Below are 25,261 nucleotides of genomic sequence, written 5' to 3'. Positions count from 1 at the left end.
AGGTCTATAGACCGATAACAAGAGTAAGTGATTTAGTCTATTTTCAAAAGACCAAACGGATAATCACAAAATTTAGCAGTAAAAGGAGAGATCAAACCTTCATGCTACGCACCAAAAAGACTTATGTATGGATCATGCTTGTCGCGATGATCGTTTCATTGTTTCCGGTCGGACTGACGAAGCAGGTTTCTGCCGCCAATGAGGATCTGAAGGCAAATTATTTTATTCCGGACGATCTATTGCTTAGAAAGACGGCAACGCTGACTACCGACGGAGTAGGCGGGGAACAGATCGATAGAACCAATGTCTATGTCTCCAATTCGGGTACGCTTTCCGACATTACCGGCGTGTTCTCCAATGTAGCGGAGAATACCCTGAAGGTAAAGGTTGAACAACTTAGCTCGAAGACAAACGCCGACGGTAAAGGAGTCACCTGGGAAACGGATTCGACGCATTTTAAAAACGGAGTCATTACGGTGGACCCGACCTCCACAACCGTGCAGAAGTTTAAAGTAACGAATCTTCCGTTATTTTCCGGATTCAATAAAATTACGCTGTACGGCTCGCTCAACGGGGTTTCGAGATCGGATGTATTTTATGTGTTATACGATCAAGTTCCCTACATCACGGATTTCAAGATGACAGGTTCCAGCTTCGGCGATATTTCCTTGAACGAGGGACTCGAAGCGATTTCCGATAAGGAATCCATCTCCATCCAAGGGCAAACGAACAACGCGACGGACGTCACGGTTTCCGTGAATAACGGCACACCGCAGACGACGACGCTCTTGCAGAACGGCAAGTTCTTCTCATCCGCGCTTAAATTGCAAAAGGGCGTCAACGTGGTGACCGTTAACATTAAGAACGGCTCCGACGTGATGTCTGTGAATCGGACCATTTACTACTTTACGAAGACGGAGCCGTTTGTCAGCATCAACATGGATTACGCCGGCAAAACTTACGGGCTGCTAAACAATACACCGATTGTTACGGATACCGGAACGACGAACTATTCCGAGAAATTGACCGCCGTCGTCATTGTTCCTGATAAGGATGGCAAGTCGTTCAAGGACGCTGGCAGCATGCTGATTGACGGCGTTGCAGTAGATTTGACCACAGCCGTTATCAATGAAACCAATATCACGACGAATAGCGGCACGGATCCACTATATCATCTGGTCACTATAACATTTGATGGACCGGTAATCGATCCGTTGAAAGCAGTAACGAATGACGCCCAGAGCTTTTCGCTCGCGGTGGTTTATGGAAGTAACTATAAAGCCAGCAAGACGCTTGCCTTCCGTTATGCGGGCAATGCGACAGGGATTCAGGATATTAAGTATTTAAAAGGATATAGCGACAAAAATAATGATCTTTCCTCGATCAGCCAGCTGCCGCTGTCTGAAGTGGACACTCGTACATTTTATATTTTGGTAAAAGCCGACCAGGAATTAAAAGACCAGGAGCTTAAAGCCGAATATATGCCTAGCGAAACTGCGCTCGCCTTGACATATGTGGCAAACGGAAGTAATAGCAATGAGAAAATTTATAAAATTTCTAATATCGTCAGCGGACGACAGAATGTAAGATTCCATTTTGATGCTTCAACGGCATACTTTAATGCAGTCATATCGTATCCTTTGAAAAATAATATTTACGTTGAAAATGTGCGGAATGGACAATCCTTCGAGATTGATTCCAGAGAATCGAATCCGGAAATTCCAATCAAAGGTGAGTATCGTGATTTTGATAATCTGGAGAAAGCCGAATTATTTGTTAATGGATTAAACAGCAGTGATATTGATGGCTTTAAAATTACCTCGACCAATAAAGAATTTGACATCAAATTGACAGTCAGCACGGAAGGCCCGTTGTACTTTGGGGAAAACAAAATTAAATTCGTCGGATATTCCAAAGATGGCCGTGGCAATACGACGACGATTACCAATGAACTCCGCATTTATATTTCCGATAAGAACATTGCAAGCATTACCGTATTCCAGCCGTCTCTTGCGGATGAAGTCAAACGGGTTCCGATGGGCCAACTGGAATTGAAAGAATTGACGGACAATCAGCTGCTGGAGCAGATTACGGCGAAATATCCGGATATTTTCGAATATAAGGATGAAAGATACGAAACGACCCAATTGAAATACGATCTGGTCGTTCAAGGCAGCGGGGCAAAATACATTACCTTGAATCAGGGTACGCAAGCATTGTTCTCTTCGGCTGATGAAGCGAAGATCAAGCTTGACCAAGTCGGCCAGGCAACGACCGACTATATTCAAGGCGAAACGAAAGCATTTAATGGAACTCCATTGCAGTATGAGATCGCGGTATTCGACGGGAAGTTCGTCCTGAGAATTAAGGATGTCCCATTCACGACGACCGGCAGCCAGGTGTTTAACCTTGAACTGGTCAACAGCGTGGGCGCCCGCGCCAGCCAGCGGATCGAGATCACCCGCGTAGCGGAAGCATTCCGCATGCTGTCTCCGAAAGCAACGGTGGGCGACCGTATTGTCGTGAACAAAAACTTCGTCCGGTTCGACATTGAAGCCGAAGGCGCCGACAAGGTTGTCATCGACAAGCAGGAAGCGCAAAGACGGCCGGATCTGAACAACCGTTTCTATTTGGATTATGTCGGTCTGAAGCCCGATAAAGCGAATAAAATCAAAATTCAGGTCGTACGCGGCAAAGATTCCATCACCCAAACGATTGAAGTGTATTACACCAGCACGGTCGGCGTGAACGCTCAATTTATGACAGAAAAGTCTGCCGCCAAGTATAGCGTATTCAATAAAGGGGTAGAGCTAAGCTTCCCTAAAGCCACTGTTCTGAAAACGGCCAAAGTTGGCGTAGGCGAAGTGACGAAGTACTACCCGGACAACAAGCTGTTATTCGGCATTGCCGATCCGAAGGATGGCGTTGTTGAACGGATTAATGACTATGGCAATCAGATCAGCAACGACAAAGATGACCGTACGCCAAAAGGGGAGACCAAGATCCCGCTGTCCACGGACTTGACGGAGCCGTTCACATCCCTGATCGACCAATACAACTTTACGCGCGTATCCGATATTTACTGGGTGAGCGGGGGACTGGGAGAACACGGATCGACGACATCTCCCGACTATATGGCCCCAACCAACGGTCTTGCTCCTCAGAGCTACGAATACGGGAACATGAACTACAACTTCAAAGAATCGGCCGAACTGCAGCCGGACCGGAAACTGGTTCCGTCTCAGCGCGGGACGCTGAAGCTGGGCTTTAACAAAACTGTCGTGGACGCAGCTGGAACCACCGTTACGGTATTCCGATTCACTGATAAAGCAAAATGGGAAAATGTCGGCGGCGTGGTGGATACGAAGAGCAACACCATCAGCATTCCGTTCGATGATTTCGGTTATTATGTCGTCATGAAGCAAAGTCGCGGCTTTGATGACATTACAAAGCATCCTTGGGCACGTAACATCCTGAACGCCCTGTACTCTAAGGGCATTATGGTTAACGTGCAGCCAAATGCATTTGGTGCGGATGACCTGACAACTCGTGGTGAATTCGCAACATTGCTTGTCAAAGGCCTTAATCTTCCATTGAACTATGATAAGAAAGTTCAAACTTACTTCGATGTCGTACCTGATGCGAAGACCGATACATGGGATTTCGAGCATATTGAGACGGCATCGCGCGCAGGTATTATCACAGGCATGTCTGAAGGAAACTTTGGCGTACTGGAGCCGATTACGAGAGAAGAGGCTGCTCTGATGGTATCAAGAGCTCTCAAACTTAAGCTGGCTGCCAATGATACGAAGCTGAAGAGCTCACTGGACAAGCAGTTTCTGGATTCCGGACAGATCAGCTACTACGCTCGTCCTGCTGTGGATGCCATCGTCAAAGCCAAGATTATGGCGGGTCAGGCAGTAACGCTGCAAGGAGCGAAGAAGCCATCGTATAACTTCAATCCGAAGAGCAGCATGACTCGTGCAGAAGCAGGTAAAATTGCTGTTGAACTGTTCAAGAAGAGTTCGCAGATTTTCCCTAAAAACTTAAGCTAAACTTGATTACAGAGCTCCTTCCGCGTGTAATAACGGGAAGGAGTTCTCTATTTCCCATTACATGTCTTTGTAATTTGTCAGAGTTTAGGATACAATGTCGTAGAACGATAATTTATATTTAAAGGGTGAAGGCTATCTTATGAAACCGATCTATTCCAAGGCTCAATTGGACTATATGAGAGCAAAAACCAAATTTGAGAATAAGGCCAGCACATTGGAAAAAAAGATTGAGATGACTCGCAAGACCAGAGAGATTACTCAAGAAGTTATGGAAGGCCTTGTAATGGAGACGGGCTTTCATGATGCCTATAACGAACTGATGTTATCCGAAAACGAACTTATTGAATGGTCCCATACAACCATCAAGCATGAGAAGACCTACCGCGAGAACAAAATGCCGATCGAGCATATGTATCAGAATTTGAACGGCAGCCCGGAGATGCGTGCACAAATCATCGAACTGGCTATGAAAATTCGTTAATATTTTGTAACTTTTACATCAGACTTCTACTAATAAAGAACGCCAAACGGCGTTCTTTTTTTATGTTCCTGTTTAACTTCCAGTTCCTGCTGGTACTTGATTACCAGATATTTCTTGTACAAGCTGCTATGTTTCGTTATAATTTTAATGCCAGGTAACAATTTTGAAATTATTTTAAAAAAGGTGCAACTTTTTAAAACCTGGCGCGTCTAAGATGTAGAGTCAATTACGATGGGCGAATCCAACAATGTCCTTTATAAGAAATTTGTCTATATTTTAGAAAAATGTTCTTTACGGCATTGTGGACCCAATGTATAATACTTAGGTAGGATTAGGAATCTACTCTTTTTTTGCTGATTTCCAAGTTTACCAGTTTCTGTGATTTCGTCACAGACATCATTTATATGAAACTCTGCTCAAACTCTGGAAAGGGGGTGCATTGACTATGAGTAACAAGAGCTACCCAATTAAAGAAAACTCTAATGTGATGAAAGTTCAAGGAGGAGAACAAAAGGTTATGAAGAAAATTTTAACAGTAGCATTATCTACAGCTATGGCATTCTCTATGTTTGCATCTGTAGCATTCGGTGATTCCGCAACGGCGGTATCTGCACAAGACAAATTTGATTCCCTGAAGGCTAAAGGAATCTTCAACGGTTACCCAGACGGCTCCGCTCATCTGGAAAAGGACATGACTCGCGCTGAGTTCGCGAAGGTCCTTACTAAACTTCTTGGATTGAAAGAAGTAACTGGCACATTGTCTTACAAAGACAAAGGCTATGACGCTAAGAACTGGGCTGTTCCTTACATCGAAGCAGTAACTGCTGCGGGTATCATGGAAGGTCAAGACACAGTTAAGAAAATCTTCAACTACAACGGTCAAGTAACTGTTCAAGAAATGGCTACTGTACTGACTCGTGCGTTGAAACTTGAAGTTCCAGCTACCACTGACAACAGTGCGACTGAATGGGCTAAGGGTTATGTGCAAGCAGCAATCGATAAAGGTCTGGTTTCTAAAGATCTGAACTTCCAAGCTAACGCTTCCCGCGAATTGCTGGTTAACACTTCTTACACAATCGATCAATTGAAAAACATTTCTGTAGCTTCTTACAAAGTTGTTGATCCAAGCAACGTTGAGTTCACTTTGAACACTGGTGAAGTGGTAAAGGTGAAACTTGAAAAAGCTCTGGAAGCTAACAAAGAAACAGAAGTTACTTTCAAAAACGCTGCTGGCCAAGAAATCACTACAAAAGTGACTTATGTGGTTACAACAGCTACTAAAGTTGAATCGGTATCTGCAACTAACCTTAAAGAAATCGTAGTTTCTTACGACGGTACTGTTGATAAGGCTACAGCAGAAAACAAAGACGCTTACACAGTTAAAAGAGGTCTTAGTGTAGAAGCTGTTGATTCTGCTAAACTTCAAGCTGATGGTAAGACAGTAGTTCTTTCTGTTGCTGGTGCTATGGCAAACCAATCCAAAGAGTACACATTGTCTGTAGATGGTGTTAAAGACTCCGAAGGAAAAGCTTCTGTGAGCGTTAAAGACAAAGCGTTTGTTCCATTGGATCAAGCCCTTCCAACAGTTGATTCTGTGACTAACCTTGGTAACAAGGCTGTGAAGATTACTTTCTCTGAGCCTGTACAAGTGTCTGGATCTGTAGCTTCGACTTTCAAAATTGACGACAAAGTTGTTTCCGGAACATATGATGTATCTGGACGTACTGTGACAATCTCGTTGTTCAACACTTTGACTGACGGTGCACATAACCTGACTGTTAACAACAACATTCGCGATTTCGCAAACTATCAGTTGGTTGAAGTTACTAAAGATTTCTCTGTAACTGCTGATACTGTTGCTCCAACTGTAGTTGAAACTAAGGATGCAACTCTTGAAGGTGTTACCTTGGTATTTAGTGAAGATGTGAAGAAAGCTGAAGCTGAAACTGCATCTAACTATGCATGGTTCTCCGGTGCAACTAAAAAAGTAGCAACTAGCGCAAAACTGATTGACTCTAACACAGTTCGCGTAAACTTCACTGAAAACAGACTTCCAGGATATGCTGTTGACGTAGTTGTTAACAACATTGTGGATTATAGCGGTAACAAAATCGATAAAGACACAAAAGTTTCTGTAACAGCTAAACTGGATCAAGTTCGTCCAGAAGTTCTGTCTTCTAAATTTGACGCTGATGCACGTACTTTGACTGTGAACTTCTCTAAAACAGTTGACAAAGCTTCTTTCAAAGCAGCTAACTTGATTGTTAAAGATAAAGACGGCAAAGTAGTAACTAATGGTTACACTGCTGCATATGGCGACAATAACAGCAAATTGATTATCACGTTCACTAAAACACTCGCTACTGGAGATTACACAGTTGAGTTGAGTGGTGTTACTGACGTAACTTTGCTTGCTAATGCAATGCAACCTTACACAACTTCTATCACAGTAACTAATTCTGCTGCTCCAAATGCTCTGGCTATCACTGGATCTGGAACAACTTATGTTGTAACTTTCGATAAGAAGATGGACCAATCCAGCACTTATTCCGTACTGAACCCAGATAACTATTTCATTACTTACCGTACAACTGATGCAAAAACAATCTCTGGTAAATTGCCAGCTGCAACGAACCTGGCACCTACTTCTGATGGTAAAGGTGTAATCGTTCAGCTTCCGTCCGGAATCGCAGCTGTTACATCGTTCACTGTACAAGGTGTGAAAGACGTTGACGGTAACTACTTGGCTAACTATTCTAAAACATTCAACAACATTGGCAGCACGGTAGATCTTGTATCTGCTAAAACTGTTGCTAAAAACAAAGTTGAATTGAAAGTGAACCAACCAGTTGCATCCGTTGTTGGTAGTGATTTCGTAGTTACCGGCGCAACTGTGAAGTCTGCTACGGTCTCGACTTCTAACAACAATGTTATTGTTCTGACATTGACTGGAACAATTGCTCCTGATGCAACTCCTACAGTTAAAACTATTCCAACTTTGAGCGGTGCTACAACAGGTGTTACTGGCGCGGCTTTGAAAGTTGACACAACAGGTGTTGTTGCTGAGGACGCTATCGCTCCAGTAGTACTTTCTGCGAATGACAAAGTAACAATCGGAACAGGCGCTGGTGTTGATTTCGACGGTACTGATACTATTACAATTACCTATGATGAAGATGTTAAAGCATTGAACACTGTCGATCTTCAAGACAATATTAAGATCGAGAGAGCAGATGGCATTTCTTTGAAGAAAGGCCAAGATTTTAATGCTGCAATCGTTGGCGGTAAGATCGTAGTTACCTTGGTACCAACTGCAGCAAATCTCGTTGATTTTGATGGATTGTTCACTGTAGCAATCAATAATTCAAATGAAAACATTGTTGATTTGAATGGTAATGTTGCAGCGGAGTTCAGCACTGCTGACGCAGCTAGTAATCAAGACGTTCTTGATTTCCAACTAGCTCCTACAGCTACAGGCGCATTCTCTACAAGCGATGCTAAAGTAGTTACAGTTAACTTCAGTGAAGCTGTAACTCCAGCTACCCTGGTTGCTGCAAACTTCGTAAGTACAGCGGGTGGTGCACCTACAATTGTAGTAGCATCTGATAATAAGTCTGTTACTCTGACTTATACTAATACATTGGCAACTGGTAACACAGTTGTAGTTTCTGGAATTACTGACCTCGCAGGCAACACTATTGCATCTACAACTCTTACTAAGTAATTATAAAGAGTTGAAAATAGCTCCCTCCAAATATTTGGAGGGGCTATTTTTTTAACTTTAGAATCTTTGATGTGAATATTATATTGAATGGAGTGGGACTATGAAAAAGCCCTACAAATTATCACTTGCTGTTATCCTAATAGGCTCCGGCATCGCCCTTGGTTCCATCTTCAACATCACCGCCCAAGGCGCAGGTGCTACAAACCAGGCAGGCACTACCGACGACCCTGTCGTAACCAAAAGCTACGTAGATCAGCAAATCCAAAAAGCTCTAGGTGGTGGCGTAAGCACAACACCAACGACACCTACAGCGCCAACGATTCCCACCACACCACCAGCAACAACGCAGCCTTCAGACGGCAAGGATACCACAGTAGTGGAGAACACAGTAACTGTCGTTACCCTAAAACCAGGTGAAAAGCTGGTTGCCAAAGCTGGAGCGGAATTTATTATCCGCAGCGGTAAAGGTGTCATCTATAGTGGAGATGCTAATGGTGTAGCAGATCTCACTGACGGTAAGGATATTGCCAATGGACAAGCAGCCGGGAATAACCATCTGCTCTCTTTTCCAAGAGATGGACGGGGTATCATGGTGCAAGAAGGCAATACATATAGTTTGATTGTCATGGTGCGCGGTGGATATTCGATCCAATAATCTCTTCATTAAATATGTTCACATCTATAAGCTTATTTTTGCCATAAGTAACAATCATTTATACGTCTAGAGTGAACAAAATTACAAATAATACTCTTGCAGTACCAATATGCAGGAGGTGTTAGTAAAATGACTAGAAACAGTAATCGTACAGTGGTTCCGGAATCCCGCAATATGCTGAATCAAATGAAGTACGAAATTGCTTCTGAATTTGGGCTTGGCGCGGCTTATGGCTCAGGTCATGGCAGCGCAGACACCGAGTTTGCCGGGGAATTGGGCGAAGCTGGTGGCTCGTTTGCAGGTGGTGAATCTTACGGCGGGCATCTGACTTCTCGTGAGAACGGATCTGTTGGCGGAGAAATGACCAAACGGCTGATTCGTCAGGCGCAGCAAAGCCTGCTGTAACGGGTATCATCGATCTACTTTTATTGACATGGGTTGACAAATACGTTAATATGTCCATTGAGGATTGTCATGCAGCCTTTTCCTATATAGGGAAAGGTTCATTTTTTGTTTAGGACTACCTTACGCCGTTGTTTATTATCCTTATAGGAGGTTGATACTATGTCTGTAAAAGGACGTCATCTGTTTACATCAGAGTCCGTTACGGAAGGACATCCGGACAAGATTTGCGACCAAATCTCCGATGCGGTGCTTGATGCTTTTCTGGAAAATGATCCGAATGCCCGTGTAGCTTGCGAAGTCTCAGTTGCGACTGGACTTGTGCTTGTCATTGGTGAAATCAGTACCAAATCCGAGTATGTTGATATCCCGTCTATTGTTAGAAATACGGTAAAGGAAATTGGGTATACTCGTGCCAAGTATGGCTTTGATTATAATACATGTGCGGTTTTGACATCCCTGAACGAGCAGTCCGCTGACATCGCACAGGGCGTAAACGCCGCGTTGGAAAACCGTGACCCTGCCCAAATGGACAAGGAAACGGAAAATATCGGTGCAGGCGACCAAGGCTTGATGTTTGGTTTTGCTACCAATGAAACTCCGGAACTCATGCCGCTTCCGATCGCACTTTCGCATCGGATTGCACGCCGTTTGTCTGAGGTTCGTAAGGACGGTACGCTGGAGTACCTTCGTCCGGACGGCAAAACCCAGGTTACGATTGAATATATTGATGACAAGCCGGTACGTGTGGACACGATCGTTGTATCTACACAGCATTCCGAAGATACCTCTTTGGAGCAAATCCAGGCTGATATCAAGGAAAAGGTTATTCTCCCTGTGGTTCCTGAAGAACTGCTGGATGAGAACACCAAGTACTATATCAACCCAACAGGACGTTTTGTTATCGGCGGACCTCAAGGTGACGCGGGTCTGACAGGACGCAAAATTATCGTTGATACTTACGGCGGTTATGCTCGTCATGGCGGTGGCGCATTCTCCGGTAAGGATCCTACGAAAGTAGACCGTTCCGCAGCTTATGCAGCTCGTTATGTGGCGAAGAACCTCGTAGCAGCTGGTCTGGCTGACAAATGCGAAATCCAATTGGCTTACGCGATCGGTGTAGCTACTCCGGTATCAATCAACGTGGATACGTATGGCACAGGTAAAGTCGCAGACGAGACGCTTGTTGAGCTGATCCGCAGCAACTTTGACCTTCGTCCTGCCGGCATCATCCGCATGCTGGATCTGCGTCGTCCGATTTACAAGCAAACGGCAGCTTACGGTCACTTTGGCCGTACGGATGTAGATCTGCCTTGGGAACGCGTGGACAAAGCCGAAGAGCTTAAGGCTCAAGCAGGTCTGTAAGACAACCGCATTCTTTAAATATACAATCAACCTCAGTTTGGCATGATGCCGGGCTGAGGTTATTTATGTCTCAATCCGTGACCCAAGTCCTCAATCGGCTAAACTTCCCCAGTCTTTTGACCGAAAAAGAAGTATAAGGTTGTGTTTTGTGATGGGCTCATGAAGCATGTCTGGAGATCAAAAGCCCGGAAAGGAAGGATGAATCAAGTGAGGAAAAGGCTGTCTATTATATTGGCTTTCGTCATGATGATTGAAATACTATGGGGAAGTTTGGGAGTTGGTACGGCTGAAGTAAAGGCAGCAGGGGGTCTAGTACCTTCCATTACTGTTTCTGCGAATGTGTGCACGAGTGATAGAACTGTCAGCCGGACACCAGTGATTACCATAGACTTTGGAACGCAGAAGGTGAAGCTGGCGGACGCGGGCAGCGGAAAAGGGATTGAACTGGTAGATACAACCGATTCTCTTCATACGGTAGCGAATCTGATGGTTCCGGCCACTACGGACCCTGCCGGTCAGACAAGCTTTCAAGTACAAGTTGATAGCGGAAGACCGCTGGAATATGCGCATAAATATGAAGTGCAGGTGCCTGCGGGGCTTTTTCAATCTGTAGATGACGGGGAATTATCAGAGGGAACCAAAGATACTTATACTTTTACTACAGTAAACTCTGCCGTTCAATCGTTTCAACCTGCAGCTGGTAACACAGGAATAAAGACGGATGGTCTGCAGCTTATCATGAAATTTAATGAGCCGATGATGACGGGGAGCGGGAATCTTTCTATTGTGCAGAGATCTAACGGTGTGCAAGTGGAAAATATATCGGCAGCGGACAGCGGCAAAGTACAACTTTCTTCTGCTAACTGCACGGTCATTATTACGCCAAGCGTAAAACTATCGAAAGATACGACGTATTCTGTAACAATGGACGGAAATGCATTTAAAACATCTACAGGTGTTCCGTATGCAGGGATTAGCAGCCGTGAAGACTGGTACTTCACAACGCAGTGGAATACGTCTATTGCCAATACATACCCCAATAACAATGATGTTAATGTTTCCGCCAGCACTAAATTTACGATGACGTACAACCATCCGGTAACCGCTGGGACGGGAACGATACAGCTGCGTCTTTCGAATGGCGAACTGGTTAAATCCATAGCCGCAAGGGATACTTCCTTCGTATCAGGATCGGGATCTTCCGTCATCACGGTTAATCTGAGCGCCTATATATCCAACAGTAAGAGCTATTATGTAACCGTGTCCGATGATGCTTTTGTCGATACCCAGGGCAACTCCGTTCCGGGAATCACCACAACGACAAGATGGAAGTTTACGACGGGTGTAGATAGTTCATCCCAGTTGAGCATAAGCAGTGTATATCCAACCAACCAAAGCACGAGTGTACCGATTGACAGCGATATCAACGTGACCTTTAACCGCGAGGTGTATCAAGGATCGGGAGAGATATCTGTCCGCAAGTCCGGCAGCAGTTCACTTGTGCCTGTCGATATCAGCGTCAGCGGCCGGGATCTAAGAATTCGACTGAAGTCTGGTTACACGTACGACTATGATTCGACTTACTACGTAACGCTTGGAAGAAACGCCGTTTATGATGCGCAAAACTATAATAACCCATTTGCTGGCACGAGCTGGTACTTCCAGACTCCTGTATCGGACAAACAACCTCCGGTACTGCAGAGCAGCAATATGTACAGCAATACGATCATTCGGCTGGCGTACAATAAACAACTGTATTCAGACAATTGGCTTACGACAAACGCCTTCGGTGTAACCGTCAATGATGAATCCCGCCGGATTAGCTATGTGTATACATCAGGCGATAGTGTATATATCGTTTTGGAGACGGGTGTCGCTGTAGGCCAAATCGTTAAAGTGAGCTACAATGGCGGTTCGCATCCGATTCAGGACGGGTATCGCAATCAGGCAGCAACCTTCTCGCAGCGAGAAGTTGTTAACGGGATCGATACGGCACTGCCGCAGCCTAAGGACGGGTATGTATCCGGGAAGACGCTCAAGCTGAATTTTGGGCAATCCTTAAAAAGTCCTTCCGTTTATGCCTATGAGCAGTTTAGTGTCAAAGCAGACGGAAACAGCATTAAAGTCAGCGGGATCAGCCAAAGTGGAAACACGCTGACACTGACGCTAGATAGTACGGCTGGAGACGGACAGATCGTTAAAGTCAGCTATACGCCGGGTGCTTATCCAATTCAGGATAACCGCGGGATGAATATTGCTGCATTTACGGACTTTTTGATCCGGAATTACTTGGACACCAAACCGCCTGTATTCCAGAATGCAGAGGGTGGAGACACGAAGGTTAGGCTGAATTACAACGAGTTGTTAAGCACAAGCAATGTACCGATGAAAAGCCAATTTTCGGTTCTTGTCAATGATAAGGCCAATTACGTCAATCTAGTAGAGATTAAGGATAATCAGGTTATATTGACGCTAGCATCAGCTCTACCCAAAGATGCAAAGGTCACCATCTCCTATGTTCCCGGAACATCGCGCCTGACTGACCTGAATGGTAATTCGGCCGACTATATCAATTTGCAGCCCGTCACTGTATCCGGTTATTCGCTGGGCAGCGATATCAAGTCCGCAGTGGTACAAGGGGATACGATTCAAGTCGTGTTTAACCGGAATATGATCTCGCAATCTTCGCTTGTGACAAGTCAGTTTCAAGTGATGGTAGATGGAGTGATCCGGGGACTCTCGCAGGCTTCTCTCACGGGAAGTACAATGACGATTAAATTATCCAGTCCGGTATCGAGCGGGCAGAAGGTTGTACTCTCCTATATTCCGGGAGCAACACCGCTAAAAGATACATCCGGCGAACGACTGCTGTATTTTAATAACATTCCAGTCACGAATACGAATACCGGCAGCAGCACCAACACTTCTGACCCGAGTCTTCCTACGGATCTTACACGGCTGGAGGCAGGAGAATTCGGTAAAGAAATGCTGGCCATGGGAATCCAGTCTGTTGCTGTATCAGACATCAAATCGCGAAATGGACAGTTTATCAAGCAGTATGCCGTCGATGGGGATAAGCTGAAGAAGGTATTTGACTATATTGTCAGCAAAAATGAGGCGAGTCACACGGTTGTTGTAGATGCTGCAGTCGGACTTAATTCTGCATCCGTCACTTTGCCGCTGAATGCACTCGAATATGCCTACAATAACGACCGTAGTGCCTCTATTGCGGTCAAGGCCGGTGATGCCGTATATCTGCTGCCGCTGAGCCAGGTTAATTTTGCGGAAATTGCACGGAATCTGAATACATCGTCGACATCCATTACGCTGAGCATTACCGTAGAAAAGCTTGCGGATAGTGCAGCTTCGGAATTGGGGAAATCACTAAACGGAGGTTCGACGCAAAAAATTGCCGATCCGGTAGATTTCTACGTATCTGCAAGATCGACGGGATCACAGGAAATAGAAGTCTCTCTGAAAGGTGAATACTTAATCCGCACGAATACTACGCTGCAGGACATCCGCTCAGGACTTGTGCGTATGGATGATGCAGCAGGGAAGCTGACCTTTGTGCCTACGGTGATCGAGACGCTCAGTACCCGTAAAGTTCTGCATGCGAAGGTTAAAGGCAACTATACGGTCATGGGTCTGACCAATTACAAGTATTTTACGGATGTGGGCAATCACTGGGCCAAGGATGCCATCAATGTCCTGTCTTCCAAGCTCATTATTGATGCGAGACAAGGCAATTCGTTTGAACCCAACAAAAATATTACCCGGGCCGAGTTTGCCGAATTTGTGGCACGCGCTCTGGGACTGCAAGGAGATCTCAAAACGGCGGAACGCTTCTTTGATGTGACGAATTCACCGAAGAGCGCTTTTATCGGTGCTGCAGCCAAGGCAGGCATCGTTGCGGGGAATACGGATGGATCCTTTAAACCGAACAGCCCGATTACACGGGAACAGATGGCGATTATGATGGTACGTGCGATGAATTACGCGGGATACAATTCAACGTTGAACTTCTCACCATCCTCCTATCTGCAAGTATTCAAAGATTCTAAGTCCATTCAGTCACCGGAATCAGCCGCACGCATGCTTAAGGAAGGTATCATTCAAGGGGTAACCCCAACAACCTTCCAGCCCAAAGGGAATGCGACCCGAGCGCAGGCGGCTGTCATGCTGGAACGTCTTCTGAAAAAAGTAGGTTATCTATAAAAACCCGTTCAATGAAATCGGCAAAAGTAAGCCCTTCTCTCATTTCGTTATGAGGGAGGGCTTTTTTTCGTTAATTCTATGAAATTCGCTAAAAAATGCAGGTTTTGCCGTAACTTTTCAGGTTTAAAACAGTCTATTAAATGTATGGAAGTTACAAGATAGTAACCTCTTCAGATGATTGTGAGAGAGTTATAGGCGTTTTTGCGTCTAATCAGAGGAACATTTTTACATTGGATAACGTCAGTAGTTTCGTAGGTTCGTTTAACAAATGGGGATAGTACGTGTGTTAATAAGATGGGAGAGTAGCGTTTCATGAAATGGAATAAAAAGCTGGATGGGAATAAAAGCGGGATGACCTCAGGGAAAAAGTGGATGGTCGTATCCCTGGCAGGGTTGCTCTTCGTTGCACCGGTGGTAGGCAGCGGGATTCCGCTGAACGGGCATTCGATCTCGTCGGTCGCCAGTGCAGCGGAATCGTCGGTTACGAAGCTGGGGGAAAATCCGGTAACATCGGGTGCGATTTTGACGAAATACAGATTTACCACAACGCGTTCCGGGAAACAGGCCATTGCGCTGGCGGATGTGATCCGGATCGATCTGCAGAATCCGTACGTGAAGATGGATGTCATGAACGGCAAGGATGGCCAGTTCACGACCAAGCAGAGCACAGGCGGCATGGCGAAGGAAACCGGCGCGGTGGCTGCGGTGAACGGGGATTATTTTAATACAAGTGCAGACGGGGCTCCCATCGGCGGACAAGTGACGAATGGAGAGCTGATGTCGACGCCTTCGGATATTAAAGGGATGTATTCCTTTGCGGTTACGACGAGCGGCAAGCCGATCATTGACGAGTTTTCTTTTGACGGCTCCGTAACAGCTGAGGACGGTTCCAGCTTCCCGCTCGCGGGGATCAACAAAACCTCTTATAACTCGGAGAGCAGCAGCTCTACATACAGTCATGTGAATGCGATGTACATCTATACCAGCGCCTGGAAGTCTACCACGCGTCCTAAAAATAGTGCAACCACGCCGATTGAAGTATTGGTGCAGAATAATGTCATCACGCAAATTTCGGATCAGGGAGGATTTGCCGATATGGCGGTGCCGCAGGACGGATATATTTTGCGGACACATGGCACAGCTGCCGATTTTGTGAAAGCCCATTTGGCCGTAGGCCAAAAGCTGAATACCAATTATATGCTGAAGTCCAAAACAATGGGACAATCCGTAGACCCTGCGAATTTGCAGACGATGATCGGCGGCCATACGATTCTGGTGAATAACGGCAAAGCGACGGCTTATTCCCGGGATGTCTCCAGCATCGGCGGATACCGGGCAAGAACATCGCTTGGTTATTCGAAGGATGAGCGTTACGCCTACATCATTGCCGTAGAGAAGAATGATAGCAGCGCTGGCATGTCGCTTGGCGAATTGCAATCCTTCATGGTGGATATCGGTGTATGGAAAGGCCTCAATCTCGACGGCGGGGGTTCCACGACGATGGTCAGCCGTCCACTGGCAGAAGATGATGCGGTATTGACTTTCGACACGGAATACGGCAAAGAGCAGCGCAGTATCGTTAACGCTGTTGGCGTATATACAAATGCTCCCAAAGGCGAGCTGAAGGGTCTGAAGATCAGCGGGAACTCCGCCATTCTGATTGGCCAGCAGGCTTCGTTCAAGCTCAAAGGCTATGATACCTATTACAATCCGGTTGACACCTCTGGTCTTACACCTACCTGGAAGTCCAGCAACGGTAATATCAAGGTCAGCGGACAGACGGTAACGGGTGTGACGCCAGGCGTCTCCAAAATCACAGCAGTCAGCGGACAAGCCAGCACTAGCATGGATGTGAAGGTACTGGGCGCCGATGATCTGAATGCACTCAGTGTAGGTTCAGCAACCGCACCGCTTCAGGCGGGCAGTACGGTATCTGTACCGGTGAAGGCAACGACGAAGGACGGCCAACAGGTGGATGTGCCTGATAGCACTCTGAAATGGGAATTCATCGGATTCAAGGGCAGTGTACAGAATGGCAAGCTGACGGTAACGTCTGTGGATGCCAATGCCAAGGTGGGTTATGCTATTGCCCGTTATAACGGCTTCAGTACAGCCGTCGTGCTATCGGCAGCCGGCGAAGACATGTGGGAGAACTTCGAGAAAACCAGCTATCCGGTGCAGTTTACGAGCAATAGCGCTCAAGTGAGCGGTACGGCAGCCATAACGCAGGGAAGCGGGGATCATGCCAATTCCAAAGTACTCCAGCTGACATATGACATGACCGCAGGAACTGGCAAAATGTATGCTTACGCTGAGCTTAACGGCTCTACAGGCAAGACGATTGCAGCTCCAGCAACCTCGATGAAGATTGATGTCATGGGCGACCACAGCCTGAACTGGGCGCGTGCAGAGCTCAAGGACAACAATGGCAATACGGTTTATGTAGACCTGGCCAAAACGATCGATTGGGATGGCTGGAAGACGCTTGATATCGACCTCAGCGATAAAGGCATCGCCTTCCCGGCGCAGCTGAAGCGGGTATACGTCGTGAATGTGGAAGAGGGTCAGGATGAACGCGCGAAGACGGGTACGGTTGCTTTTGATAACATCAAGTTCACCATGCCATCCCTGTCCAGTGAAGCGGGATTGCCAACCGGTAAAGTCGAGATGACGATCGGCCAGAAGGCTTTCACAACCAATGGACAGAAGAAAACGATGGAAGCCGCTCCGGTGATGAAAGACAGCAGCACATATATTCCAATTAAATACGTACTCGATACGTTTGGAGGCAAGGCAACCTGGGATCCGGCCAATCAGAGAATTACAATAACCCGCGGCGGAAAAGTCATGGATCTGAAAGTCGGAAACAAGGATTTTATCCTTAATGGCAAACGTAAAGGGGCGGAAGTCGCACCTTACATCAGCCAAGGTCGTACTTTAGTCCCACTTCGGCTCGTATCCGAGCAATTAGGATTAAATGTAAAATGGGAACAGAAAACGAAGACCGTCACCATCGAATCATGATATGGTATGATATGTATAGAAATGAACTAGAAAACATGCATGTCAGCTCATTCTGTATAGAACTGTAGAGGTTAGAAATGGAGTAGAAATACGTGGATCTTCAAGCCGATGCGATAGACCGCGTCATTAAGAACGCCATCCAGGTGGTGGAGAACAGCAAATATCAGATGTTTGAGATTCTTGAGGCGGCCCGTGACGAACTTGCCTCTTTGAATCAGGAACTGCAGTTTGTGATGAAGGAAACGATCGAGACGCTGCAAAAGGTGGATCAGCTGGAGCTGAACTACCGGCGTTCGCGCGTCCGGCTGACGGAAGTCAGCCGGGACTTCGTCCGTTACAAGGAGGACGACATCAGGCAGGCCTATGAAAAGGCTACGCAACTTCAGCTTGATGTTATGATTTATCGCGAAAAGGAAATGTATCTGAAGGCCAGACGCGATGAATTGCAAAAGAGAGTCCGAAACGTCGAGAACTCTGTTGAACGTGCTGAATCCATCGGATCACAAATGGGTGTGGTAATGGAGTACTTATCAGGCGAACTGGGACAGGTGACACGGATTATCGAAACGGCCAAGAACCGCCAGCTAATCGGTCTGAAAATCATACTGGCTCAGGAAGAGGAACGAAAACGCATTGCCCGTGAAATTCATGACGGCCCTGCACAGCTGCTTGCCAATCTGGTTCTCCGCACAGAAATTGTGGAAAGAATGATGGCGAAGCAGGAATTTAAGATGGTACAGGACGAAATATTAGATTTGAAGGGACAAGTGCGCTCCAGCCTTGAGGAAATGCGGAAGGTGATATTCAATCTTCGCCCGATGGCTCTCGATGATTTGGGACTGATTCCTACGATGCGGAAATTCGTGCATGATTTTGAGGAGAAAACGAAAATCCGAACCATGTTTGAAACGCGTGGCAAAGAGCACCGCCTCTCTTCCGCTATGGAAGCAGCCATATACCGTTTGGTACAGGAAGCGCTCAGCAATGCGGCCAAGCATGCCTACCCGACCTATGTATTAGTAGAAATTACATACCAGGCGCAAATGGTGAAAATTGTTGTTCAGGACAATGGATTAGGCTTCAAAGTCGAGCATCTGGAACAGAAATCAAAGGATCATTTCGGGTTGATCGGCATGCGTGAGAGAGTGGAGCTGCTTGAAGGAAGAATGGAACTGGAATCCGAAGAGAACCAGGGTACTAAGATCGTAATCCATATCCCGACGAACGTGGAGAAGGGGAAGGAGTAACAGGATGGAAAACAAGGATTCTGGCAAAACATACATTAAAGTCCTTTTGGCTGACGATCATCAATTGTTTCGCGAGGGTCTGAAGCGCATTTTGAATATGGAGGATGACATTGAAGTCATCGGCGAATGCGGGGACGGCATTCAGGTATTGGAATTTTGTAATGAAATCAAGCCGGACATCGTGCTGATGGATATTAATATGCCTATCGAGAATGGGGTGGAGGCAACCGAGAAACTGCGTGAGTTGTTCCCGGATGTGAAGGTTATTATTCTATCCATTCATGATGACGAAAGCTACGTATTCGAAACGCTGCGCAAAGGCGCGAACGGTTACCTGCTGAAGGATATGGAGGCCGAGTCGCTTATCAATGCGATCCGCTCGGTACAAGAGGGATATGCCTTTATTCATCCGAAAGTAACGGGTAAACTGATTCAGCAGCTGCGCCGCATGACCTTCCTCAACGAGACGGGTGCCATGACGGAGAGCGGCGTGCGTGAAGCAGGCGTTAAATTCGTAGCGGGCGAGAACAATCCGTTGACACGCCGCGAAGCGGAAGTGCTGCGTCTGATGGCGGAAGGCAAGAGCAACAAGATGATCGGCGAGTTTCTCTTCATCAGTGAGAAAACGGTCAAAAACCATGTCAGCAGCATTTTGCAGAAGATGGAGGTTGACGATCGCACCCAAGCGGTTATCAACTCGATTAAATACGGATGGGTGACCCTTTAATTTCATGTAAATGGAATTAAAGGTTTTGACTGTAAACGATTGTGAAAATTACCACTGGATATAGGCGGCAGCCGTGACTTCTGAAAAGGGTGCGGGCTGATGATGCGCTTACATTCACCGACCTGACCATACTGGCATATAGTGTTGGTATACAGGGAGGTGAGTCTGCATGTTAACCCCGCTATTATGGATTCTGACGGTGTATGCTTTGGCGGTTGCCGCGGTTCATGTCTATCATGCCTGGCAAAGGCGCAAAAATACACGCCGGATTCACTATATTCTGGTGACTTCCAATCATGAGCGTCAAATCGAATGGTATATCCGGGCACTTGGTTTGTATGCTTTGATGACAGGCAAAAGACTTCGGATAACGGTGCTGGATGTAAATTCGGATGATCACACACTGGGCATTATCGATCGCCTTGAGGGAATCGCTGGCGTTGAAATGTCTGTATCGACGGATTTTTCAATCCTGAGCCATGCCACCGACCCGGATGTAAAGATGGTTGATTTACGAAATCCGCATGAAGCGGGGCATATTCCTTATGTATAGGAAAAAGCCCGCGGCTCTAAGCGGCATATGGGGAAATAAAATGTGAAGCACACTTCTGTACGGGTAACCGTGGTGGTGTGCTTTTTTGCTGTTTGGAGGAAGAAGCTCGGAGAGACAGGGGCGATGATGAGGAGAGAAGGTAGGCGAAATTCTCTGGGGAATGAATCGGAACAGACTGACGGGGGAAGTTGAGCGAGGCTCTATCGTCCTTTCCTGTGGATTAAAAAATCGTTTAGGGTCATGGATGATGGCGCAGAAGGAATTACCCACAGGCAGATATCGCTAAAAATTTAAAAACCGTACCGAAGATACGAAATTTGCACCTCAGCCTGTGAATGATGGGGATGAATTTGTGAATTTGTGGATGAGTTTTTGAATATCGGCCAGAAAAGCAGCTTGAGAAGTTTATATCTGTGCATAAGTGCGAAAGGAAATGACGCAGGCCACGTATACCCATTGAAGCATAAGAGTTTTTGAGCATGAATGGGTGAAAAGTGGACTCTTACTTACATGGCGAACGATTCACAATCAATATAGCAAAATAGATGAATAGAATGGGCTGCTGAACTTTTAGAAGTAGGTCTGTTTTGGTAGAGGAAGGAGGATAAACGAATGCGGATCGCAGTTTATGCCATATGGAATGGGGAAGCCTGGACGATTAAACGGTCGCTGGATATGAGAGTGGATGTGCTGTGGTGGACGCAGACCGCAGATCTTCTTGGCAGCCCTGGCAGGGTGGTGTTTCTGGCCGAAGCGATGGCATTCAGTCTTGCGGTGAAGCTGGAGCAGGGCTTTGGGGAGCAGCCGGGAATGAAGAGCTGGGATCTTGGGAAGTGGAACCGGATGATCTGTGAACTGCTTGGGGATGAAGGAAGCGATAACGGGAAGAGGGGAGCCGCGTTTGGTGGGCATGCGGGTATTTCTGGCAGAAGAGCAGGGGAAACACGAAGCGGCTTTACATTTGGGTGTGATTCCAGCCAGAGACAGTGGATTTGGGATATTCATGAGACGGCTCCGGAAGCTGTACACTTGCTTCTGGCTGAGCAGACGGGGGCAGGCCGGATGGACGCGGCAATACATACGGCAAACACTGCGGAGGAGCTTAGCAGACAAGCAGCATTGCTGAGTGAGCTTCTGCAGGGCAGGTCACTCCTCGCCGCTGAGGTGGATGCGCTGCTGCAGGAATCAGCGCCCATGCTTGCGGGCGCTTGGTATAGTGCCGCGCAGCTGGCCAGCCTGCAGGGCCGGCTGGCGCTTCACGCGGGCGTGGCGGCGGATGCCCGCCCGCGCTGGGGACGCGGCCCGCTTCGCCTGGGCCGCGCCAGGCATCCCCGCTGCCGGCGCTGCGGCAGCGAATCCGTGAGCCGCACGGCATGCGCCGCGTGCGGCCGCGCGGACTGCGCCTACTGCGAGGCCTGCCTCGCTCTAGGGCGCAGCCGCGCCTGTTCGCTGCTGCTCCGCTCAGCAGCGGGAGGGCCCCCGGCCGTGCGCGGGGCGGCCGGGCAGTCCACCGCCGCGGTGCGCGGGCGGTGGGGGCTTAGCGCGGCGCAGGGCGATGCCGCCTGCGCTGCGCTGGGTTTCCTGGCGGAGCCGCCCCGCAGGGGCTCCGCCGCGAAGAGCGGCCGCGCGTGGTGGCCGCTCATGCCCCGCCGCGCCGGGCGGGCTCAGCCCGGCGCAGCGGGTGCACCCTCTGGCCAGGGTGCACCAAGCGCTGTGAGTTACGCTCCGGAAGAAACTGCGCCCACCGGCTTCCTCCTATGGGCCGTGACGGGCGCTGGCAAAACCGAGATGATCTTTCCGCTGCTCAGCTCGATCCTCGAACAAGGCGGCCGCGTGCTGGTGGCCACACCCCGCCGGGATGTGGTGTTGGAGCTGGCTCCGCGGCTTGCCAAAGCATTCGGTGATACGCGAATTGTCACGCTGTATGGAGGCAGTACCGAGCGGTGGCAGGCAGGTGAGCTTACGCTGGCGACAACCCACCAGCTGATGCGATTCTATCAGGCGTTTGACCTGGTCATTATTGATGAGCTGGATGCTTTTCCTTACCACAATGATCCCATGCTGGCTTTTGCGGCTCAGAATGCCTGCAAGCCGGACGGGAAATTCGTTTATCTGTCTGCCACACCGCCGAGACCTCTGCAGAAAGAAGCTGCACGCGGCACGCTGATCCATGCCAAGGTGCCAGTGCGCTTTCATGGCCATCCTCTGCCGGTGCCGAAGCGGATTACACTGAAAAGCATCGAGCAATGTCTGCGGCAGCCGCTGCTGTTGAAGTCTCTGACGGAAGCCCTAAGGCAATCGTTGGAACGGGATGCCCAGGTCTTCCTGTTCGTTTCGCGCATCCGTCATATTGATCCGCTCGTTACCGTCCTCCGCCGTATTTTCAGCGCCTACTGTGTGGAAGGCACATCCTCTGAAGATCCGCTTCGCGCAGTGAAAGTAACAAGCTTTCGCCAGCGCGAGATCCGGCTGCTGGTTACCACGACAATTTTGGAGCGGGGTGTAACGGTTCCGCGAAGCGATGTCTTTATCGCAGATGCAGACAGCGGACTTTTTGACGAAGCCTCACTCGTGCAGATGGCTGGACGAGCTGGACGCTCATCGGAGGACCCAGCGGGAAGAGTCGTTTTTGCCTCTCCGCAATGGACGATTTCGCAGAAGAGGGCCGTTAAGCAGATTATGAGCATGAACCGGATTGCACGGAAGAATGGCTATCTGAAAGACTCTTAGCATTACGGCAAACTTATGTTAAATAGCGTGGGGCATGAGTGTTCCCTACTTAAAACTTATCTATGGGTAGAGAAGATGACTTGATATGGATTTATTTCGTTTATTTTTGAAGCTAAGCCAGCCATCAAGGAGGTTTTTTTATGAGCGCATTATCCTTTGCTTTTACTCACTTCATCCGTAACTTGCTGACCCCGCCCGGAGATATCTGCCTTACATGCGGAGGCAAAAGCAGGCTGGTACGGAATTGGCCGGGAATCTGTCAGCGCTGTGCGGATGGGATTCCCTGGATTGACAAAGCACGCTGTCTTTACTGCGGCAGGGCTTTTGGCTGTCCGGATTGTTTGCGGATGGAGGTACGGGATCGTGCGTTTATATTGAATCGCAGTGCTGTGCAGTACAGCGACGTGATGAGGGAATGGCTTGCCCAATACAAATACAGGGGACATGAGCGGTATGCACAGCTGCTGATTCGCATGATGAGTCATACTTTGGTACAGATGGAACGGGAGATAAGCGCCTTACATTCAGGAGCCGGACAGCCAGCCTCCAAGATGCGTTGGAAACCCGATATGATCACATTTGTTCCGGTCAGTACAACCCGATTGATGGAGCGCGGATTTAATCAGGCGCAGGTGCTGGCAGAAGGGCTTGGGAAAATACATCATATTCCTATCGTACCTCTATTAATACGAAGCGAGCACACTGGTAAGCAGAGTTTCAAAACAAGACAAGAGCGAATTCAATCCATGCAGCATGCTTTTGTTATTGATCCAGAGGGCTTGCAATTTATTAATAGTATTAGACTTGACTGGTCTACTCGTAGTAAAAGAAGTTTAACAGGTACCCCTCAGTCTATGGGTGCCTTACGCATTCTGCTTATAGATGATATTTATACAACAGGAAGTACGGTTAATACCTGTTCAGGTGTAATGCAAAACGCAGTACAGCATTATTATGGATTAAAAACAGAGATATTTAGCTTGACCTGGGCGCGGTCGTAGACGACAAGTTGTGCTAAAAACATTCCATTTTTATGAAAAGGGATGGACGAGGTAACTGTGAATCATGTAAGCTATATAAATAAAAGGGTATGATTCAGGATTTTCTATGCATAACTTCTGGATTTAAGAGAGACAAAGAGTAAATGGGACGAATTCTTCCCATATTCAATTTGTTAAATATAAGGGGGCGTAATCGTGAATCTGGCAAACTGTCCTCGCTGCGGCAGATTGTTCGCGGCTAATTTTAAAGACATGTGTCCAAACTGTATTAAGGAGATTGAGCGCGAATATGAAGCATGTGTTCATTATCTGCGTGAGGAGAAGGGCGCGACGATTCAGGAGCTCTCGGAAGCTACCGAAGTTTCCATTAAGCAAATTACCCGTTTTATCCGTGAAGGCAGGATTTCGGTGATGAATGCTCCGAATTTAATGTATCCCTGCGAAGTCTGCGGGAATTTGATTCGCGAAGGCCATATGTGCGATTCCTGTCGCTCACGCCTGACCAAAGAACTGAATCAGGCTATCCATGATGAAGCAAGTAAGGATTCAGGTACTAAAAAACAGGGCGATGGAACCTACCGCGTTATCGATAAATTTCATAAATAACAGACTACAGGACTAAAAACACATGCAACTATAAATAATGTCTCAATTATGACCGATAAACTTAGTAAAGATTATCGGTTTTTTACGTTGGTTCAACGAAATGGTTCGCCCAGGATGCCATAAGTTTAAATGGATGCAGATACGCGCTAAGGTGTCCTGATATATTTGAAAGAAGGTGGAAGATATGAAAATTAATGATACCGGACGAGTTGGTGGAGTTAACCCTTATCAACGGAATATGGAGACCCAGCGGCAGGAAGCGAAGAAGATGGAGCGCCGCAAAGATGAGGTATCCATTTCCTCGGAGGCGATTGAAATGCTAGAGGCTCAGGAGCGCAGTACTGACCCTGAAAGAATTCAAAGAATTCAAGACCTCAAGCAACAGGTATCCTCCGGCACCTATCACGTAGATTCAGGTAAAATTGCCGAGAAGCTCATGCCGTATTTTAAGTCTTTTCCGAATAAGTAGGGGG

Annotated in this window: 15 protein-coding genes; all 15 read left to right on the top strand. The window is 47.3% G+C overall.

Translation table 11 applies throughout. The features are described 5' to 3' along the window. Positions 1-101 precede the first annotated feature (101 nt). The 15 genes from E6W40_RS18710 (at position 102) to flgM (ending at position 25,257) form a co-directional block, all read left to right on the top strand. Positions 102-4,055, top strand: a complete 3,954-nt coding sequence (locus E6W40_RS18710) for an S-layer homology domain-containing protein (protein WP_136607157.1) — start codon at positions 102-104, stop codon at positions 4,053-4,055. A gap of 139 nt (positions 4,056-4,194) precedes the next feature. Beyond that, entirely contained in the window at positions 4,195-4,536 is a 342-nt protein-coding gene (locus E6W40_RS18705; RefSeq protein ID WP_136607156.1) for a hypothetical protein, read from the top strand. A 445-nt stretch (positions 4,537-4,981) separates the two neighbouring features. After that, on the top strand, positions 4,982-8,260 hold the full coding sequence (locus E6W40_RS18700) for an Ig-like domain-containing domain (protein ID WP_136607155.1): 3,279 nt from the start codon (positions 4,982-4,984) through the stop codon (positions 8,258-8,260). 100 nt (positions 8,261-8,360) lie between these two features. Beyond that, entirely contained in the window at positions 8,361-8,915 is a 555-nt protein-coding gene (locus tag E6W40_RS18695; RefSeq protein ID WP_136607154.1) for a hypothetical protein, read from the top strand. A 129-nt stretch (positions 8,916-9,044) separates the two neighbouring features. After that, complete coding sequence (locus tag E6W40_RS18690) at positions 9,045-9,320, top strand: alpha/beta-type small acid-soluble spore protein (RefSeq protein ID WP_136607153.1); 276 nt, start codon at positions 9,045-9,047, stop codon at positions 9,318-9,320. Between the two features lie 159 nt (positions 9,321-9,479). Beyond that, positions 9,480-10,682, top strand: a complete 1,203-nt coding sequence (gene metK / locus E6W40_RS18685; protein WP_136607152.1) for a methionine adenosyltransferase — start codon at positions 9,480-9,482, stop codon at positions 10,680-10,682. Positions 10,683-10,889: 207 nt separating this feature from the next. Further along, a complete protein-coding gene (locus tag E6W40_RS18680) occupies positions 10,890-14,900 on the top strand; it encodes an Ig-like domain-containing protein (protein WP_168928980.1) in 4,011 nt (1,336 codons plus the stop codon). Positions 14,901-15,212: 312 nt separating this feature from the next. Continuing rightward, a complete protein-coding gene (locus E6W40_RS18675) occupies positions 15,213-17,924 on the top strand; it encodes a stalk domain-containing protein (protein ID WP_136607150.1) in 2,712 nt (903 codons plus the stop codon). A gap of 92 nt (positions 17,925-18,016) precedes the next feature. Next, positions 18,017-19,171, top strand: a complete 1,155-nt coding sequence (locus E6W40_RS18670) for a sensor histidine kinase (RefSeq protein WP_136607149.1) — start codon at positions 18,017-18,019, stop codon at positions 19,169-19,171. 4 nt (positions 19,172-19,175) lie between these two features. After that, the gene (locus E6W40_RS18665) at positions 19,176-19,898 is read left to right on the top strand and encodes a response regulator (RefSeq protein WP_136607148.1); all 723 of its coding nucleotides are present in this window, start codon (positions 19,176-19,178) and stop codon (positions 19,896-19,898) included. A 169-nt stretch (positions 19,899-20,067) separates the two neighbouring features. Beyond that, complete coding sequence (locus E6W40_RS18660) at positions 20,068-20,451, top strand: hypothetical protein (RefSeq protein ID WP_136607147.1); 384 nt, start codon at positions 20,068-20,070, stop codon at positions 20,449-20,451. A gap of 612 nt (positions 20,452-21,063) precedes the next feature. After that, positions 21,064-23,181 (top strand): ATP-dependent helicase ComFA, encoded by a 2,118-nt coding sequence (locus E6W40_RS18655; protein ID WP_136607146.1) that lies wholly within the window; start codon positions 21,064-21,066, stop codon positions 23,179-23,181. Positions 23,182-23,321: 140 nt separating this feature from the next. Next, on the top strand, positions 23,322-24,182 hold the full coding sequence (locus E6W40_RS18650) for a ComFC family protein (RefSeq protein WP_136607145.1): 861 nt from the start codon (positions 23,322-23,324) through the stop codon (positions 24,180-24,182). 195 nt (positions 24,183-24,377) lie between these two features. Continuing rightward, complete coding sequence (locus E6W40_RS18645; protein WP_136607144.1) at positions 24,378-24,788, top strand: TIGR03826 family flagellar region protein; 411 nt, start codon at positions 24,378-24,380, stop codon at positions 24,786-24,788. A 184-nt stretch (positions 24,789-24,972) separates the two neighbouring features. After that, entirely contained in the window at positions 24,973-25,257 is a 285-nt protein-coding gene (gene flgM / locus E6W40_RS18640) for a flagellar biosynthesis anti-sigma factor FlgM (RefSeq protein WP_136607143.1), read from the top strand. The last annotated feature ends 4 nt before the right edge of the window (positions 25,258-25,261 follow it).

Source organism: Paenibacillus dokdonensis (genome assembly GCF_004916975.1).
In the GTDB taxonomy this organism is placed as follows: domain Bacteria; phylum Bacillota; class Bacilli; order Paenibacillales; family Paenibacillaceae; genus Paenibacillus_AQ; species Paenibacillus_AQ dokdonensis.
Note: the sequence above shows the minus strand (reverse complement) of the source record. Positions and strands in the feature narration are given on the sequence as shown.

Excerpts from the sequence above, each read along its gene's own strand:
- E6W40_RS18660 (WP_136607147.1), top strand. The coding sequence starts at position 20,068 with ATGTTAACCCCGCTATTATGGATTCTGACGGTGTATGCTTTGGCGGTT.
- E6W40_RS18665 (WP_136607148.1), top strand. The coding sequence starts at position 19,176 with ATGGAAAACAAGGATTCTGGCAAAACATACATTAAAGTCCTTTTGGCT.
- E6W40_RS18675 (WP_136607150.1), top strand. The coding sequence starts at position 15,213 with ATGAAATGGAATAAAAAGCTGGATGGGAATAAAAGCGGGATGACCTCA.
- E6W40_RS18700 (WP_136607155.1), top strand. The coding sequence starts at position 4,982 with ATGAGTAACAAGAGCTACCCAATTAAAGAAAACTCTAATGTGATGAAA.
- E6W40_RS18650 (WP_136607145.1), top strand. The coding sequence starts at position 23,322 with ATGAGCGCATTATCCTTTGCTTTTACTCACTTCATCCGTAACTTGCTG.
- metK (WP_136607152.1), top strand. The coding sequence starts at position 9,480 with ATGTCTGTAAAAGGACGTCATCTGTTTACATCAGAGTCCGTTACGGAA.
- E6W40_RS18710 (WP_136607157.1), top strand. The coding sequence starts at position 102 with ATGCTACGCACCAAAAAGACTTATGTATGGATCATGCTTGTCGCGATG.
- E6W40_RS18705 (WP_136607156.1), top strand. The coding sequence starts at position 4,195 with ATGAAACCGATCTATTCCAAGGCTCAATTGGACTATATGAGAGCAAAA.
- E6W40_RS18695 (WP_136607154.1), top strand. The coding sequence starts at position 8,361 with ATGAAAAAGCCCTACAAATTATCACTTGCTGTTATCCTAATAGGCTCC.
- flgM (WP_136607143.1), top strand. The coding sequence starts at position 24,973 with ATGAAAATTAATGATACCGGACGAGTTGGTGGAGTTAACCCTTATCAA.
- E6W40_RS18655 (WP_136607146.1), top strand. The coding sequence starts at position 21,064 with ATGCGGATCGCAGTTTATGCCATATGGAATGGGGAAGCCTGGACGATT.
- E6W40_RS18690 (WP_136607153.1), top strand. The coding sequence starts at position 9,045 with ATGACTAGAAACAGTAATCGTACAGTGGTTCCGGAATCCCGCAATATG.